A 14,700-nucleotide genomic window follows, 5' to 3' on the forward strand; every position below is an offset into this window, starting at 1 on the left:
TGGTACAGAGCGGTATTGCCAGGTCGCGGGAGCGTATCGCGGAGACGAGACGATCAGAAATCCCCGAGTGTCGTCTGGTTTCGCTGCAGCGACTGCGCGGGATAGGGCGTTTCGCTCGTGAGGTACGACGCGAACTCGTCGACGGCGCCGTGCTGGACGTACACCTGCTCCGGGTCGACACCGCGAACGAGATCGAGCAGTTCTTCGTGGTCGCAGTGATCGGAGAGGACGAACGTTTCGTCGTAGTCACCTCGAAACTTGAAGCTGCTGTCGATCGCCCAACCCGAGAAGCCGGCCTTGATCGCGTCGCTCGATTCACGCAACTGCTCGACGAAGGAGAGGGAGTTCGTCTGTCCAGGCAACACCAGGACGTCGTCGGCCGACAGTTCGGTCGCTCGTTCGTACGGCTGTGCGCCAAAATCGACGTCGAGATGAGCCTCGACGACGCCATTGATCTCCGCGATGGCATCGGTGACGAGGAGTCTCGATCTCCCGGCACGCTGTGCGAGGAGTTGTATTTCCTGGGCACGACCCAGCGTGTAGCCCATACAGATCACCGGCTGGTCGGCCGTGTCCTCGAACCAGTCGACGACCTCGGCTTCGAGTTGGGCCTGTGAGGGGAAGACGTACTCCGGCGTGCCGTAGGTCGCCTCGACGACGAGGACATCCGCGTCGACCGGTTCGAAGCCGTCGAGATAGAACCGATCTCGCGTCGACACGTCACCGGTGTACAGGATACGGACGGGTTCGTCGCGTGCGGTGTCCTCTGCGGTGAGCAGCGCCGCTCGGGATCCGGGCACGTGTCCCGCATCGAGTAACTCGATGTCCGGATGGGTGGTCGGGGTCGGTGCACGGTCACGACGGACGTCCGCGAGGGCCGCCGTCAGGTCCGAACAGACCATCGAGTCGGGGGCTTCCGAGTAGAGGTGGTCGCCGTGAGCGTGACTACAGACCGCGACGTCGCCGTTCGGCCGTGACGCGTCGGCGTGGACGACCCGGCCGTCGGCGAGTTCGATCTCGATACCGTCGGTGTGCCGAACGGACGTCACTACGAACTCGTAGGGGCGGTGCCAGCAAAACGATTCTGCCCGCCGTCAGCGGACAGTGGGGGGAGTTCACTGGTCCTCGAACAGGGTCTCGACGCGCTCGATCGTGTCGACGTCTGCCGGCGAGAGGTCGTCACGCACGTCTAGAAATCGCGGGAAACGGAGTGCGTACCCGGACCCGTACTCGGGGGACTGCTGGATCGCTTCGTACTCGACTTCGAGGACGACCTCGGGTCGGAGGTCGACCATCCGACCGTCCTCGGAGACGATCAGCGCCGTCAGTTTGTCGGTGAGCGCGGCCAGTTCCTCGTCAGTGTACCCGGTCGAGAGGCGACCGATTTCGGCGAACTCCCCATCGCGGTCCCGGCAGCCGAGGAACAGCCGGCCGAGATAGTCGCTCCGACGCCCCTCGCTCCACTGGGCCCGGGTCACGACGAGATCGAGTGGTTCCATCACTGGCTTTACTTTCACCATGTAGCCCACCCGCTCGCCGGGTTGGTACATCGCTGCGAGATTCTTCAGCATCACCCCCTCGTGTCCGGCCGCGAGCGCGTCCTGATAGAAGTCGTTTGCCGACGTGTCCGTCTCGCGTGCTCGGTGGGTGGCGCGTTCGATCACACCCGCATCGGGTTCGAACGCTCTGTCGAGTCTGTCGAGCCGATCACGGAGTGGTGTCTCGAACAGCGAGTCACCGTCGTGACTGAGGACGTCGAACAGGTAGAGCGTGACCGGTATCCGTTCGACCATCTCCGCGATGTCGTATTTGCGTTTGATGCGCCGCGAGAACTCCTGAAACGGGATCGGATCGCCGGTCTCCGGCTCGTACCCGACGAGTTCGCCGTCGAGGAGACACCGCTTCGCGGTGACGTGCTCGGAGACTGCCTCGACCACGTCCGGGAACTGCGGCGTGACGTCTTCGAGCCGGCGGGTGTACACACGAATATCGTCACCGTCGACGTGGATCTGGACGCGAGCCCCGTCGTACTTGTACTCCAGATGTACGTCGTCGGCCTCGTCGGCGACGTCGTCGATACCGTCGCCGAGCCCCTCGGCTTTCTTCGCGAGCATCGTCTGGACCGGCCGGAACAACTCGACGTCGAGGGCGGCGAGGCCGTCGCGACCGTCGTCCCGGGCAGTCGTCGCGACGAGTCCGTAATCGTTCGTCACCTGGTGGGCGCGCTCGACCGCCTCGCTAGCCGCCCCGCTCCCGTCGAGGAACGCCGCCGCGACGGCGTCACGCATCGTGCCGTCACCGACGCCGAGCCGCATGTGTCCCAGCGCCGTGCGGACCACGTATCTCGCCTCGTCCGGGTCGGAGTCGGCGATCAGCCCCGCGACTTCACCGACTCGTCGATCCTGACTCCCCTCGCCGTCGAACTCTGCGAGTTCGCGAAGAGTCTCGTAGACTCGTTCGAGTGTCAGCGGCTCACTGAACAGCGATTGCTGTGTCTCGTGTTCGACTGCCCAAGCGGCGGCGTCCCCGAGGTCCCCGGTCTCACTCCAGACCCTTTCGATTCGGTCGACCCCGACACCGGTCGCCGTGTCGATCGCATCGACCGTCAAACCCGAAGAGACGCCGATTTCGGCCGTCTCCCACGGTTCGAACACCTTCCCGCGAACCGTCGCGACGACCAGCGGTACCGTGTCCGCATCCGTTTCGGTCAACCAGTCCGCCAGGATCCGGACCTGTTCCAGATCCGCGTCGGTGGCCGCCAATCGGTCACAGAACGTCGCGAACTCGGCGTACTCCATCCGACCGTACTATGGATTCCACGTGGTTAACTTCCAGTCTCGATTCGATGAGTGGCGGAGTCGATGAAACACCGGCTCGGAGAATCGGAAACGATTCGGCGACAGGGGCGACTTGCTTGGGTCTCGGTTTCTGGAGGGCCGGACCACGACAGTTACCCCACGAACGGTGTATAGTCCGAATATGTGGGGTAACAAACGTGTCAGGTCCGGTCGGCGAGTCCGATCGTCCCGACCATCGATCCAGACACACCTCTATCGATGTGTATTCGCTCTCCAGGTAGGCGGAACTCGAGGAGGGTGTTCGGTGAGTGATTACACGGCTTGTTCGCCGGCTCGATAGTGTGGTAGACGATCAGAGGCTCGATAGTGTGGTAGACGATCAGCGAGGTGATCGAACACACTGACACCCCTCTATCGATGTGTTCTTCCGGGAAGGGCAAGGGGGTTGTACAGGGACTGCTCGGGATTCAGGATAGCGGACCCGACGAAGGTGCAGGCTAACGGTCGTGAGTAGGCAGAACACACACAGCTCCAGTGAGTGAGATCGGAGTTTCTAGAGATACTCCGCCGACAACAAACGACTAGCGGGGACCGAACACATCGAACACTTCGATAGAGGGGTGTGTGTGTCTAGTTTCTAGCTAGCTAGAAGAGAAGAGAGAGAGAGTGGAGAAACCAGCAACGCTGGCCGCCTCTAGAACTAGTGTGGTCCGTGGTAGAGATCTCGTATCATCAAAAATCCCGATCTGAGGATCTTCTTCTGTCGATTCTGTGTACATCCACCCGCTCCCCACTCGCTCTCCAACCCCCCACCCTCTCGATCACTCGAACACATCGATAGAGGGGTGTGGGAGTCCGCGAATTCTTTCACCTTCACCGTGGATCACTTCGTCGGCCCCTCGGAGACTGATCTTCGTCGAGATAGGTAACTCCCGTAATTCAAGAGTTCCAGTTCCACTATCTACCGATCACACTTCGATAGAGGTGGGGCAACACTTTTTATCGTTGGCTGAATGGATGCTGACATGGATACTGACGGCTCCGACCACGTCGGTGACGACTCGGAGTCCGGAGAGCGGTCATCATCGGTCGAATCCGATCCACCGTCGGAAAGGGCAGATGGGGACCTCGAGGTGGATCAGTCGATACCATCGGTCGACGATGAGCCGGCGGACCCGACCGGATCGGACCGACCTCAGGTCCCCAGCGGCGACGAGTCGGAGTCGATCGAAGAGCTGTTGCTGGAGTTCGACGACCAGGAAGGGCTGATTCGGGACCGATCCTTGCTCGATCCCAACTACGTCGTCAAGGAGGATCGAATCGTCGGTCGGGACACTCAGCTCCAGGAAGTCACGAAGATGTTGCGGGTCGCACTGGGCGACAACCGACCGCCGAACCTCTTTCTCTACGGGCCCTCGGGGACGGGCAAATCCCTGATCACGAAAGCGGTCTGTAAGAACATCAGCAACATCTGTGAGCAACGCGATATCAGGTTCGGGACCGTCGAGGTGAACTGCCAGGATCTGGACACTCTCGGTATCGCCGTCTACGAACTGGCCGAGCGGGCCGCCGACGAAGCCGGCGTCTCCGTCGAGGTCCCCAAACACGGGGTCGCGACGAAAGAGAAGTGGGACGAACTGTACCGGATCGTCGACGAGAACTTCGATTCCGTGGTCTTCGTGCTCGACGAACTCGACATGCTGGTGGGTCGTCGGGACAAACAGGATCCGGCGTTCTCACGACTCCTCTATCAACTCTCGCGGTCGGGTGCAATCGACGACCTCTCCGCGCACGTCTCGGTCGTCGCGATCTCGAACGACACGAAGATGATGGAGTCGGTGGGGAGTCGGGCCCTGAGTTCGTTCACTCCGGAGGACGTCCACTTCGACGACTACGACGCCAACCAGTTGCAGGCGATCCTCCGCCGCCGTCAAGACGCGTTCTACGACGACGTCCTTAGCGACGACGTCATCCCGCTGGCGGCGGCGTTCGCGGCACAGACCCACGGTGACGCACGGAAGGCGATCGATCTCATGCGGGTGGCCGGTGAACTCGCCGAGCGCGAGGGCGATTCCCGAGTCCGGGAAGAGCACGTCCGGAACGCACAGGAGAAAGTTGAGAAAAATCGGGTTCTCGAAGTCATCCGGGGGATCAGCACACAGAAGAAACTCTGTCTGTACGCGACCGCGACCGTCGCGAACGAGACCGAAGACGGTACCGCGCGCAGTACGACCGGCTATCGTGTCTACCAGTTCCTCACCGACGCGATCGGGGCCGACCAGTACCATCAAGAGACCTACGTCAACAAGATGAAAGAATTGACGACGTACTCACTGGTCGACTTCGAGCGCCGCAGCCACGGCCCCAGTTCGGGGATGTTTCTCGAATTCCAGTTCGCCGAACGGCCCGGTACCATCCTCGATACGCTCCGCGAGGACTCCCGCATCGACATGGTCTCCCCGGAAGAAGTCCAGACGGTCGTCAAGGCACAACTCCGAAACCAATCCTGAGGTCTCAGGTGCCAATCCATACACGGACTCACTGAGGGTCGCGCTAAACCGGACTCACTGAGGGTCGCACTAAACCGGACTCACCCGGGGATTCGGCCAACACAGACTCCCCGAGACACACCTCTATCGATGTGTTCACCACAGACAGTGCCAGTTCCCACAATTCGTTCGACTGAAACAATCCGTCGAACGACACCATAGCTGAACGACCACGGCCGACACGAGACTCCACACCCCTCTATCGATGTGTAATTTCGAGAAATAACCGCTCTTCCTCGCGGTATTTCGATTTCGAACGGCGAAGCCGCTGTGGAATCCCCCTGTCGACAGACCTCTCGGGATGAGGTACAGACCTCGCAACTCTCGGCAGTCCGATGGGAACAGCGAGACGGACACACCTCTATCGATGTGTTTCGAGGAGTGTAGACCCAGTAAAGAGGTCACCCCAGATGGAATGTAGGCGATCGCTCCCCTACTGGTCGGTGACGTTACCCCACAAACTGAACAGTGAACGAAACGTGGGGTAACCATGGCGGACGACCCACAGCCAAGACCGTCACCGCCGGACCTGCCGAACTACCTCCGCGACCCGCTGGAGAAACAACCGCCGGACCGCCTGGAAGCAGTCGCGACGTACGCGAGCGAACTCGCGGCGTGGAAGCGCGACCAACGGCAGTCCGAACTGGAGGCACGCCGGGCGGACGAGGAGATCGACGAGGAAGAGCGGGACCAGCTAGAAGAGCGCGATCTCTCGACGGATCCGACCGACTACGAGGACGTACCGAGCAGTGGCGCCTACATCACCGTCAAGACGACCAAGCAGACGGCCGAAACCGAGTATCGCTACTACTACTGGCAGTGGCGCGAGGGCGATTCCTGGAAGAACGAGTACATCGGCCCGGTGAACCCGAAAGAGTGAGCCCGACACTGAAATATCCGTGACTCGTCGGTAGTGACAGTCCAGTTCCCTCCGAGCGACGTGGCAAACACCCGACACGGACCGCACATCGACACACAGACCCGACCAATCCAGAACGGGTACTACTCCGCAATGTCGTCGAAGCAGTCGTCGAGTTTGTCGACGATTCCGTCGTCGATCCCGCTCTGTGGCAGGGTGAGCGGCGAGACACTCACCCGTCGATCCAGCACCGCCCGACGGTCGCTGCCGTCTTCGTCCGGGACGTCTCCCTGTGCCATCTCGGCCCAGAGTGGGTTGTGGATGCTGAAGCGACCGTCCGCGAGGTCGGCGTGCATATCGTACTGTGCGGTCGGGTGGGTGATCGCGACCCCCTCGATGGACCGATCCGGTCGCGGAAGGTTGACGTTGAAGTAGTCGACGGCGTCGAACACGCCCGCGGCGGTCGCACTATCGACGACGTTGCGTCCGATTTCGGACGCCCGCTCGAAGTCGGCCGGTTCGAGCGCCGACCGATCCAGGCCGAGGACGTCCATCGACACGGCGATCCCGGGGACGCCGAGCGATGCCGCCTCGGTGGCGGCACTGGCGGTTCCGGATCGGGGCAGGACGTGCATCCCGAGATTCGCGCCCGCGTTACACCCCGCGACGACCACGTCGGGGTCGAACGTGTCGACGCCGAGGATCACGCAGTCACAGGGCGTGCCGTGGATCGCGTACCCGAGTTCGTGTGACTCGTGGGGAATCGTGACGGTGAATGGATGGTCCGACCCCTCGCCGAGGCCGACCGCACCCCCGTTCGATCCGTCGGGCCCCATCCGGCCGTAGGAGAGCCCGCGACCGACAGCGCTCTGGTTCTGTGCGGGGGCGACGACGGTCACGTCGCCGATCGAGTCGAGCGCCGACGCCAGCGCTTGCAGGCCCGGCGCGTCGATCCCGTCGTCGTTCGTGAGAAGGATGTTCATCGCAGTTTGAATCGTCGGCCGTCCACTCGGTCACTGACTCGATCCCGTGCTGGCATACCTGCACAATCCGAGCCACGGACAAAAACTCGGTCGGCTCGGCACGGCTTTCGAGGAAGGCTGGAGCGATACAGCACCTCGTTCGTTGTCCTCTGAGTGCCACGTCGAACGATAGCAGTCCTGTAGCTATGGACCAGTCACCCGATAACTACCCTGTCGGACGAGAGTCCGATATTTTTGTTAACTAAATAGTTCTGTTTTTTGTCAGAAGGGGTGCCGCGTGACGGACGCCGATCCAATTTCCGAATTCTCGTGATCACCCGCTCGAACCGATCCGCGTCGCTGGAGACCGTCGGTGGTGTCGATGTAGACGTACGGAAGCGAGTGGATTGGTGTATAGTGGAGCACAGATCGGCAGGCGCATAGTCCAAGGCCATCTGGGGTGACGATTCGACACTCGATGACGTGTTCGTGTCCGAGGGAGCGCGTTGGCAGACAACTCGACGCTGTACTCTTTCCACTCCAGCGAACGGTCCGGTCGTGGAGAATCGAAGAACGCGGGTGTCGACCTCCTCAACGGGATTATAGCCGGTAGTACAAATCAGTCCTGTACTACACTCATTATATATTGATGTTGATGTTGTTGATATAAAGTCAGCACCATACACCGCTATTGATGTTGTTGATATGGGGCTATCTCTATAAATCAATATAGGCCAAAATTATCAGATTTCAAACGTACGAATTACCATCTCCTCTCTGTCGATGAACGATCAGACACGCCGACGCGTGCTCCAGAGTGCTGGCCTCGCACTGACCGCCGGTTTTGCAGGGTGTGGCGCGAACAATTCCGGATCGTCGAGCAGTGACACAGTTACCTTTCTCGAAACGCCGGCGGAAACTCCTGGAGATACCGAAGAGATGTGGGAGCCGTTCCGGGAATATCTCCAGTCAGAAGTCGAGGGCTTGGAACTCGAAGTCGAGTTCGCTGACAACACGTCGGCCATCGGCCAGTCCCTGATCAATAATCAGGCCGAGATGACGCGCAGTGACATCGTCCTCCTCGCGAACCCGGACCAGATCGACGTGGTCGGCATCGTCGAAGAGGGCGGTGCATCGGTGTATTTCTCGGCGCTCGCGACGCTCCCCGACTCCGATATCGAGGATACCAGCGATATCCAGGGGGAAACCATCGCCTTTGCGGACCGGCCGTCGACCAGTGGATCGCTGTACCCCAATTACATGCTGAATCAGGCCGGCCTCGACACCGGTGAGGCACCCTACGGTGACCCATCCGACTACAACGGTGAGTGGACTGGGAGTCATCGAAACGCCGTCCAGACGCTCATCAATCGAGACGACGTCGTCGCCTGTGGGTGCGACATAGCGGTGCTCCTGAACCACATCCCGGAAGACCAGTGGCCGGATCGAGTCAGTGAGATGTCGGGTCGGTGGGACGGCGACGTCGGGTCGGAATCGCCCGAACTGGAGCTGGTCCAGGCGTCCACCTCGCTCCCATTCTCCCCCATCATCGCCCGGAGCAACTGGGAGCACCCCCTCCGAAGCGAAATCGAGGCGGCGATCACCTCGATCGGCGACGACACGCTTCGAGAGCCGGACGGCGACGTGGATAATCCGCTGTCTGCAGTGACGGAAGCCAGCATCGATGATTACCAGCCAGTCATCGACGTGATCAACACGCTGGATGTCGACCTGGGCCAACTCTAAGCAGCCATGGCCCTTCGAGTAGATAATCTGACCAAAACATACGGCGATACGACGGCGTTGTCCGAGGTCTCTTTCGAGGTTCCCGATGGCAAGTTCGCTGTCGTGCTCGGACGGTCCGGCGCCGGCAAATCGACGCTACTGCGGATCCTCAATGGGTTGACCGAGCCCACGTCGGGGAGTGTCTACCTCGACGGCGAGGCGGTCACCAACTCCCGTTCGGATGTCGGGATGGTGTTCCAACAGCACAACCTCGTCGAGGAACTGAGCGCCTACGACAACGCACTCACCGGGACACTGAATCGGACCGGATTCGTTCGAAGTCTGTTCAATCGCCAGCCCGTCGACGACAGAGAACTAGCGCTCGAGGCCTTGGACACGGTCGGCCTGCTCGACGAATCCGGTCAGAAGGTGAGCAGCATGAGCGGTGGACAACAACAGCGCGTCGGGATCGCCCGCGCGCTGGTACAGCAACCCGCCCTCCTGCTCGCAGACGAACCGGTCGCGAGTTTGGACCCGTCGAGCGCCGAGACGGTGATGGAGTATCTCCGTGAGACGGCCGAAACGCGCAACCTCACGACCCTGGCGAGCCTTCACCAGGTGAACATTGCCCGGGAGTACGGTGAGCAGTTCGTCGGGTTGAAAGAAGGTGACGTGGTCTTCGACGGACCACGCGAGGAGCTGACGGCTGCGGTTCTCGAGGACATCTATGGCTACATCGAGACGGACGAACTCCGTGAAGGGGCCGAGAGTACCGACATGAACGAATCCATCCAGAAAACAGACGAAGGCCTGGAGACCGAACCATGAGTGCGGACTCTGACTCCCTGTTCGAGAGGTTACTCCCACCATCCCTCGACGGTAGCAACGGAGAGTCAGCCATCGAACAGCAACACGCCGAACTGAAACGGAACCGGCTGTTGCGTCGCCTCTCCCAGTCGGCCCTGCTCGTCTGTATCGGGATCTTGCTCCTCTGGTCGCTGCAGATGGCCGGGTTCTGGAAGGAAGAGTGGATCCAGTACTGGCCGGAGTTCACCGAGGCCCTCACGCAGTACTTTCCACCGGCACTGTATTTCGACCTGATCCCGTTCGTCGACGTCGGTCGATACTACCAGTTCTGGGTCGAAGAAGGGCTGGTCGGCGAAGCCGGCATAACGCTGGCGATAGCCCTCGCAGGCACGATCGTGGGTGCCCCGCTGGCACTACTGTTCGGTATCCTCGGCAACGAGCGTGTCACACCGTTCCCGTTCAACTTCCTCTTTCGCGGTGTGATGAGCATCATCCGCTCGATCCCGTCGCTCGTCTGGGCGCTGATATACGTCCCGCTGGGGGGCATCTCGCCGGTAACTGCGACACTCGCCATCGGGACGGACACCATCGGGGAGCTGGGCCGACTGCTCACCGACGAACTCGAAGAGATCGACGACGGACCGATCGAAGGGATCAGGAGTACCGGGGCCAGCAAGCCACAGGTGATCACCTTCGGGATGATCACACAGATCGTTCGCCCGTTCATCGCCTGGGCGATGTTCATCCTGGAGAACAACGTCCGGTCCGCAGTCGGTCTCGGAATCATCGGTGCCGGCGGGCTCGGCGTGACGCTGTCGATCGAACAGCAAACGTTCAAATTCACCAACATGATGGCGACGATCCTGTTCATCGTGGTGCTCGTCCTCTCGGTCGAGATGATCAGCCAACGAACACGGTCGTACCTTCGCGGCGATGACGACGAAGAACAACTGAGCCTCTACGAGCTCATCGTCGGCTTCCCGGAACGGATGTCGAAGTCGCTACTCAAGTAGCAGTGCTACTCCGAGTTCCGATCTCTCCTTTCGTTCACCACTCGTTTCCCGCAGCCTCACGCCGCGTCCGGAGCCACCGACAGTAGCCAACCGGGTGGCTACTGGGACCGTCTCACCGACCAGCGGTCGCCATCACTCCCGGGTCATCACCCCCACACGATTCCCCTCGGTGTCCCTGACCATCGCGTACTCGCCGCCGTCGTCGAGTGGCTGTGGCTCGACGAGGACCGACCCCCCGGCCTGCTCGACACGAGCGAGCGCCGCGGTCAGCCCGTCGCCGACGTGCAGATAGACCGTCGGGCCAGTCGCACCGGGTTCGATGGACACGCTCGACCCGCGCTCGTCGAAGCTGTACTCGTCGGCGGCCAGGATGGCACCGCCCACCGCGTCGCCGTCCGTCTCGAAGACCCCGTACGGGCCCACGTCCATCTCGAGGGTGTCGATCGCGCAGTCCAGCACGCGCTCGTAGAACTCGACCGCTCGCCCGAAGTCGGCTGCCGGAATCTCGAACCAGTTGATGGCGTGGCTCGTGTGTGATCTTTCGTTCTCTCAGGCCAAGAACATGACCGAGGGCCTACCGGTAGTCTGTCGTGGCGAGAGCGGCCCGTCATCAAACCGTTCGCCCTCGCTCCAGATCTCGGAAGACGAGTAATCCGTACGTGGCGACGAACACGGACGGGAAGGCGACGAGGATCGCACCGACGACGATCCCGGCGACAGTTCCGTTTCTGACGAACGCGGTGAGTACATGAGCGCCGAGGTGTACGAGGCGGGCGTCACGGAACTGCCGATCGACCGGGTCCGGGACATCTACCACGCCGAGAGGACGAACTGGGCGGCCATCGGGGGACCGGATCCGGAGATCGACCCCGTCGGTGGCCCGAGGCGATCGCCGACCGGCCCGACGCCTTCGGCGACCTCCTCGTCGGCTACCCGAGAGCCCACGGTGGCATCGCTGCGCCGGACGTGGTGACCGACGGCCGCGCGCGCGGCATTCTAAATCCCGCGTACCCCTGACCTGGCGTGCACTGCTCGACACGTGGGACGGAACGGACGACCGTGAACGAGCAGTTCTCGACGCACTCCAATCACCACTCGGCTAGCGACTCTTCGTGGCGGCCCGGGGCAACCGATTCGAGACGCTGTCCGCGTGATGGGTTAGGGACCTGCGCGCCACGCACAAGCGCGACCGGAGTTGGACCCCGCTGGCGGACCCATGACCGGCCGCTCGCTCGGGGACTGGAGCCGGAGTGAGGGCCTCCTGGGTACGGACGGCCATCACCGAAGGGTGCCGACGGAGTCCCAGCTACTGCCGCGGTGTCTCGGTCGCCGGACACCCAGATACCACACCGCCACGGGCGAATGACTCTTCAACTCACAACTGACTTGCCGATGTGAAACACCCTGTAGATAGCTACTCTGTAGGGTAGCTTACGACATATAGCCCTCATACAGTAATATACTAAAATTATACAAAATTTAACCTATACGTTACGATAACCTTTTTGTGACGAATCAACGAAAGAAGTCGGACCTTGGACGCCGGGCGTTCCTCGGCCTCTCCGGGAGCACAGCACTCGCACTACTGGCCACGTCGGCGGTCGCGGACACCGACTCGCATTCGGGGCCCGGACAGTCGACCACCCAGATCGAAGGTGGCACGATCCAGCAGAGCGGCGCCATCCGCCTCGAATCCATCGGGCGCTACCAGTCGGGCCTGTTCGACGAGGGCGGGGCCGAGATCGTCGACTACCACCCACCCACACAGCGCGTCTTCGTGATCAACGCCGACCTCGGCGGCGTCGACGTGCTCGACATCGCCGACCCGACGAACCCGACGAAAGTCGACGCGATCGACGTGTCGGCCGACCTCGAGGGCGTGAGCAGCGCCAACAGCGTCGCGGTCGCGACTTCCACCGTCGCCGTCGCGATTCAGGACGAGAACGCACAGGAACCGGGCCAGGTCGGCTTCTACGACCCCAGTTCGCTCGACCTCCTCGGTACGGCCACGGTCGGGGCCCTCCCCGACAAGGTGACGTTCACCCCTGACGGACAGAAAGCGCTCGTCGCCAACGAGGCAGAGCCAAACAGCGAGTACACCGTCGACCCGCAGGGCTCGGTCAGCATCGTCGACATCTCCGCGGGTGCGGACGCGGCCACGGTCAGCACCGCCGACTTCACCCGGTTCAACGGCATGGAGGAGGACCTCCGGGAACGGGGCATCAGGATCTTCGGGCCGAACGCGAGTGCCGCCCAGGACTTCGAGCCCGAATACGTCACCGTGAGCGACGACTCGACGACGGCGTGGGTCTCGCTCCAGGAGAACAACGCCATCGCCGAGATCGACATCGAGAGCGCGTCGGTGACGGAGCTCCTGCCGCTGGGCTTCAAAGACCACAGTCTCCCGGGCAACGAACTCGACGCCAGTAACGAGGACGGCGGTGTCAACGTCCGGAACTGGCCGATCAACGGCATCCTCCAGCCCGACGCGATCGGTGCGTACAGCCCCGACGGCGAGACCTACATCGTCACGGCCAACGAGGGCGACGGCCGCGACTACGACGGGTTCAGCGAGGAGGCCGAGGTCTCCGAACTCGACCTCGATCCCGAGGCGTTCGACTTCGACGAGATCGAGGGCATCGACAGCGTCGAGGAACTGCAACAGCCGGAGAACCTCGGCGCGAAGGGTGTCACGACGACGCTGGGCGACACCGACGACGACGGCCTCTACGAGGAGATCTACGTCTTCGGTGGCCGCTCGTTCAGTATCTTCGACGCGGACGGCGAGATGGTGTTCGACAGCGGGAGCGACTTCGAGCGCATCACCGCCGAACGGTTCCCCGAGAACTTCAACAACGACAACGCCGAGAGCGACCCCGACGGTCGCAGCGACAACAAGGGTCCCGAACCCGAGGGGCTCACGCTCGGCCGGATCGGCGACCACTACTACGCGTTCGTCGGCCTCGAACGCGTCGGCGGCGTCATGGTGTACGATATCACCGACCCCGAATCGCCCGTGTTCGTGGACTACATCAACGAACGCGACTTCTCGGTGAACATCGACGAGCAGATCGCCGATGGCGACGCGCCGTCGTACGCCGCCGGCGACCTCGGTCCGGAAGGCCTGGCCTTCGCGAGCGTCGAGGAGAGCCCGATCGACGACCCGCTCGTCTTCGTCGGCCACGAGATCAGCGGGACAACGACGATCTTCCGTGCGGCGACGACCGTCCTCGGCGTCGGATCGGTCGCCGTCGGCCCCGACAGTTCCGCCGCGGTCGACCTCGACCTCCGCTCCGCACGGGACGGCCTCGCCGGCGGGCGAGTGACCGTCTCCGTCGACCACCCCGAAGTCGCGCGCATTCAGGACGTGGAGTACGGCGACGCGCTCGGCCTCACCGCCGACCCCGCGATCGCCGCCGACGGCTCGTCGGTCACGCTGGAGTTCTCCGACGTGGGCCGGGCGGTCGAACCCGGCACTGACGGCGTCACGCTGGCGTCGCTCACGCTCGACGGCCACAGCACCGGCACGGCCGACCTCACGGTCGAGGTCGAGGCGCTGGACGACGAGTCGGGCAGCGAGATCGACCCGGTCGTCGACGAGGGCCTCGTCGTCACCGGCCCGCCCGCCATCGGCAGCGGCAGCGGTTCCGGTGGCGATGCCCCGACCGATCCCGACGGTGACGGCCTCTACGAGGACGTCAACGGCAACGGTCGGATGGACTACGCCGACATCGAACTCCTGTTCGAGAACCTCGACAGCGATGCGGTCCAGCTGAATGAGGAGGCCTACGACTTCAACGACAACGGTCAGATCGACTACGACGACGTGGTCGAACTGTACGAGGAACAGTAGGCCGAACGCCACTCGACACGGCCACTCCCGTCAGCCCACTCTTTCTCGCAGATTTTTCACTCGCTCCCGACAGCCCCGACGCGGGCCGAAACCCACCCGATCAGGTACGGGTCCCTCTGAAGGAGTCTCAACGG

Annotated in this window: 11 protein-coding genes; 7 read left to right on the forward strand and 4 right to left on the reverse strand. The window is 62.3% G+C overall.

The genetic code is table 11. The annotated features are described in order from the left end of the window. Nucleotides 1–53 precede the first annotated feature (53 nt). Entirely contained in the window at nt 54–1,049 is a 996-nt protein-coding gene (locus tag EAF64_RS15285) for an MBL fold metallo-hydrolase RNA specificity domain-containing protein (protein ID WP_129069847.1), read from the reverse strand. 66 nt (nt 1,050–1,115) lie between these two features. After that, the gene (locus EAF64_RS15290; RefSeq protein ID WP_129069848.1) at nt 1,116–2,798 is read right to left on the reverse strand and encodes an ATP-dependent DNA ligase; all 1,683 of its coding nucleotides are present in this window, start codon (nt 2,796–2,798) and stop codon (nt 1,116–1,118) included. Between the two features lie 1,025 nt (nt 2,799–3,823). On the opposite strand from EAF64_RS15290, the gene EAF64_RS15295 reads away from it, so the two are divergent. Next, nucleotides 3,824–5,308: an orc1/cdc6 family replication initiation protein gene (locus EAF64_RS15295; protein ID WP_227739000.1), complete on the forward strand. Its 1,485-nt coding sequence runs from the start codon at nt 3,824–3,826 to the stop codon at nt 5,306–5,308. Nucleotides 5,309–5,837: 529 nt separating this feature from the next. Next, nucleotides 5,838–6,227 carry a hypothetical protein gene (locus tag EAF64_RS15300; RefSeq protein ID WP_129069849.1) on the forward strand — a complete coding sequence of 130 codons (390 nt, stop codon included), beginning with the start codon at nt 5,838–5,840 and terminating at the stop codon, nt 6,225–6,227. A 122-nt stretch (nt 6,228–6,349) separates the two neighbouring features. On the opposite strand, the gene surE is transcribed toward EAF64_RS15300, so the two are convergent. Continuing rightward, on the reverse strand, nt 6,350–7,189 hold the full coding sequence (surE, locus tag EAF64_RS15305) for a 5'/3'-nucleotidase SurE (RefSeq protein ID WP_129069850.1): 840 nt from the start codon (nt 7,187–7,189) through the stop codon (nt 6,350–6,352). A gap of 762 nt (nt 7,190–7,951) precedes the next feature. On the opposite strand from surE, the gene EAF64_RS15310 reads away from it, so the two are divergent. From EAF64_RS15310 to phnE, 3 genes are read left to right on the forward strand one after another with little or no spacing between them, the layout of a single operon-like run. Next, nucleotides 7,952–8,914: a PhnD/SsuA/transferrin family substrate-binding protein gene (locus EAF64_RS15310; protein ID WP_129069851.1), complete on the forward strand. Its 963-nt coding sequence runs from the start codon at nt 7,952–7,954 to the stop codon at nt 8,912–8,914. Nucleotides 8,915–8,920: 6 nt separating this feature from the next. Next, nucleotides 8,921–9,721 (forward strand): phosphonate ABC transporter ATP-binding protein, encoded by an 801-nt coding sequence (phnC, locus tag EAF64_RS15315; RefSeq protein WP_129069852.1) that lies wholly within the window; start codon nt 8,921–8,923, stop codon nt 9,719–9,721. Further along, on the forward strand, nt 9,718–10,713 hold the full coding sequence (phnE, locus tag EAF64_RS15320; RefSeq protein WP_227739001.1) for a phosphonate ABC transporter, permease protein PhnE: 996 nt from the start codon (nt 9,718–9,720) through the stop codon (nt 10,711–10,713). Before phnC ends, phnE begins: the two co-directional genes overlap by 4 nt. 132 nt (nt 10,714–10,845) lie before the next feature. On the opposite strand, the gene EAF64_RS15325 is transcribed toward phnE, so the two are convergent. Further along, nucleotides 10,846–11,232, reverse strand: coding sequence for a VOC family protein (locus tag EAF64_RS15325; protein WP_129069853.1), 387 nt, complete (start codon nt 11,230–11,232; stop codon nt 10,846–10,848). Nucleotides 11,233–11,461: 229 nt separating this feature from the next. Between EAF64_RS15325 and EAF64_RS15330 the strand changes: the two genes are divergently transcribed. Together EAF64_RS15330 and EAF64_RS15335 are read left to right on the forward strand one after the other, a co-directional pair. Then, nucleotides 11,462–11,686, forward strand: coding sequence for a hypothetical protein (locus tag EAF64_RS15330; protein ID WP_129069854.1), 225 nt, complete (start codon nt 11,462–11,464; stop codon nt 11,684–11,686). Between the two features lie 534 nt (nt 11,687–12,220). Further along, nucleotides 12,221–14,566 (forward strand): choice-of-anchor I family protein, encoded by a 2,346-nt coding sequence (locus tag EAF64_RS15335; protein ID WP_193767714.1) that lies wholly within the window; start codon nt 12,221–12,223, stop codon nt 14,564–14,566. The last annotated feature ends 134 nt before the right edge of the window (nt 14,567–14,700 follow it).

Origin of the sequence: Halorientalis pallida, from assembly GCF_004118325.1 — an archaeon.
GTDB classification, from domain to species: Archaea; Halobacteriota; Halobacteria; order Halobacteriales; family Haloarculaceae; genus Halorientalis; species Halorientalis pallida.

Bases quoted from the DNA above. Each gene is read 5' to 3' on its own strand.
- EAF64_RS15290 (WP_129069848.1), bottom strand. From the start codon at position 2,798: ATGGAGTACGCCGAGTTCGCGACGTTCTGTGACCGATTGGCGGCCACC.
- EAF64_RS15295 (WP_227739000.1), top strand. From the start codon at position 3,824: ATGGATACTGACGGCTCCGACCACGTCGGTGACGACTCGGAGTCCGGA.
- EAF64_RS15300 (WP_129069849.1), top strand. From the start codon at position 5,838: ATGGCGGACGACCCACAGCCAAGACCGTCACCGCCGGACCTGCCGAAC.
- surE (WP_129069850.1), bottom strand. From the start codon at position 7,189: ATGAACATCCTTCTCACGAACGACGACGGGATCGACGCGCCGGGCCTG.
- EAF64_RS15310 (WP_129069851.1), top strand. From the start codon at position 7,952: ATGAACGATCAGACACGCCGACGCGTGCTCCAGAGTGCTGGCCTCGCA.
- phnC (WP_129069852.1), top strand. From the start codon at position 8,921: ATGGCCCTTCGAGTAGATAATCTGACCAAAACATACGGCGATACGACG.
- phnE (WP_227739001.1), top strand. From the start codon at position 9,718: ATGAGTGCGGACTCTGACTCCCTGTTCGAGAGGTTACTCCCACCATCC.
- EAF64_RS15330 (WP_129069854.1), top strand. From the start codon at position 11,462: ATGAGCGCCGAGGTGTACGAGGCGGGCGTCACGGAACTGCCGATCGAC.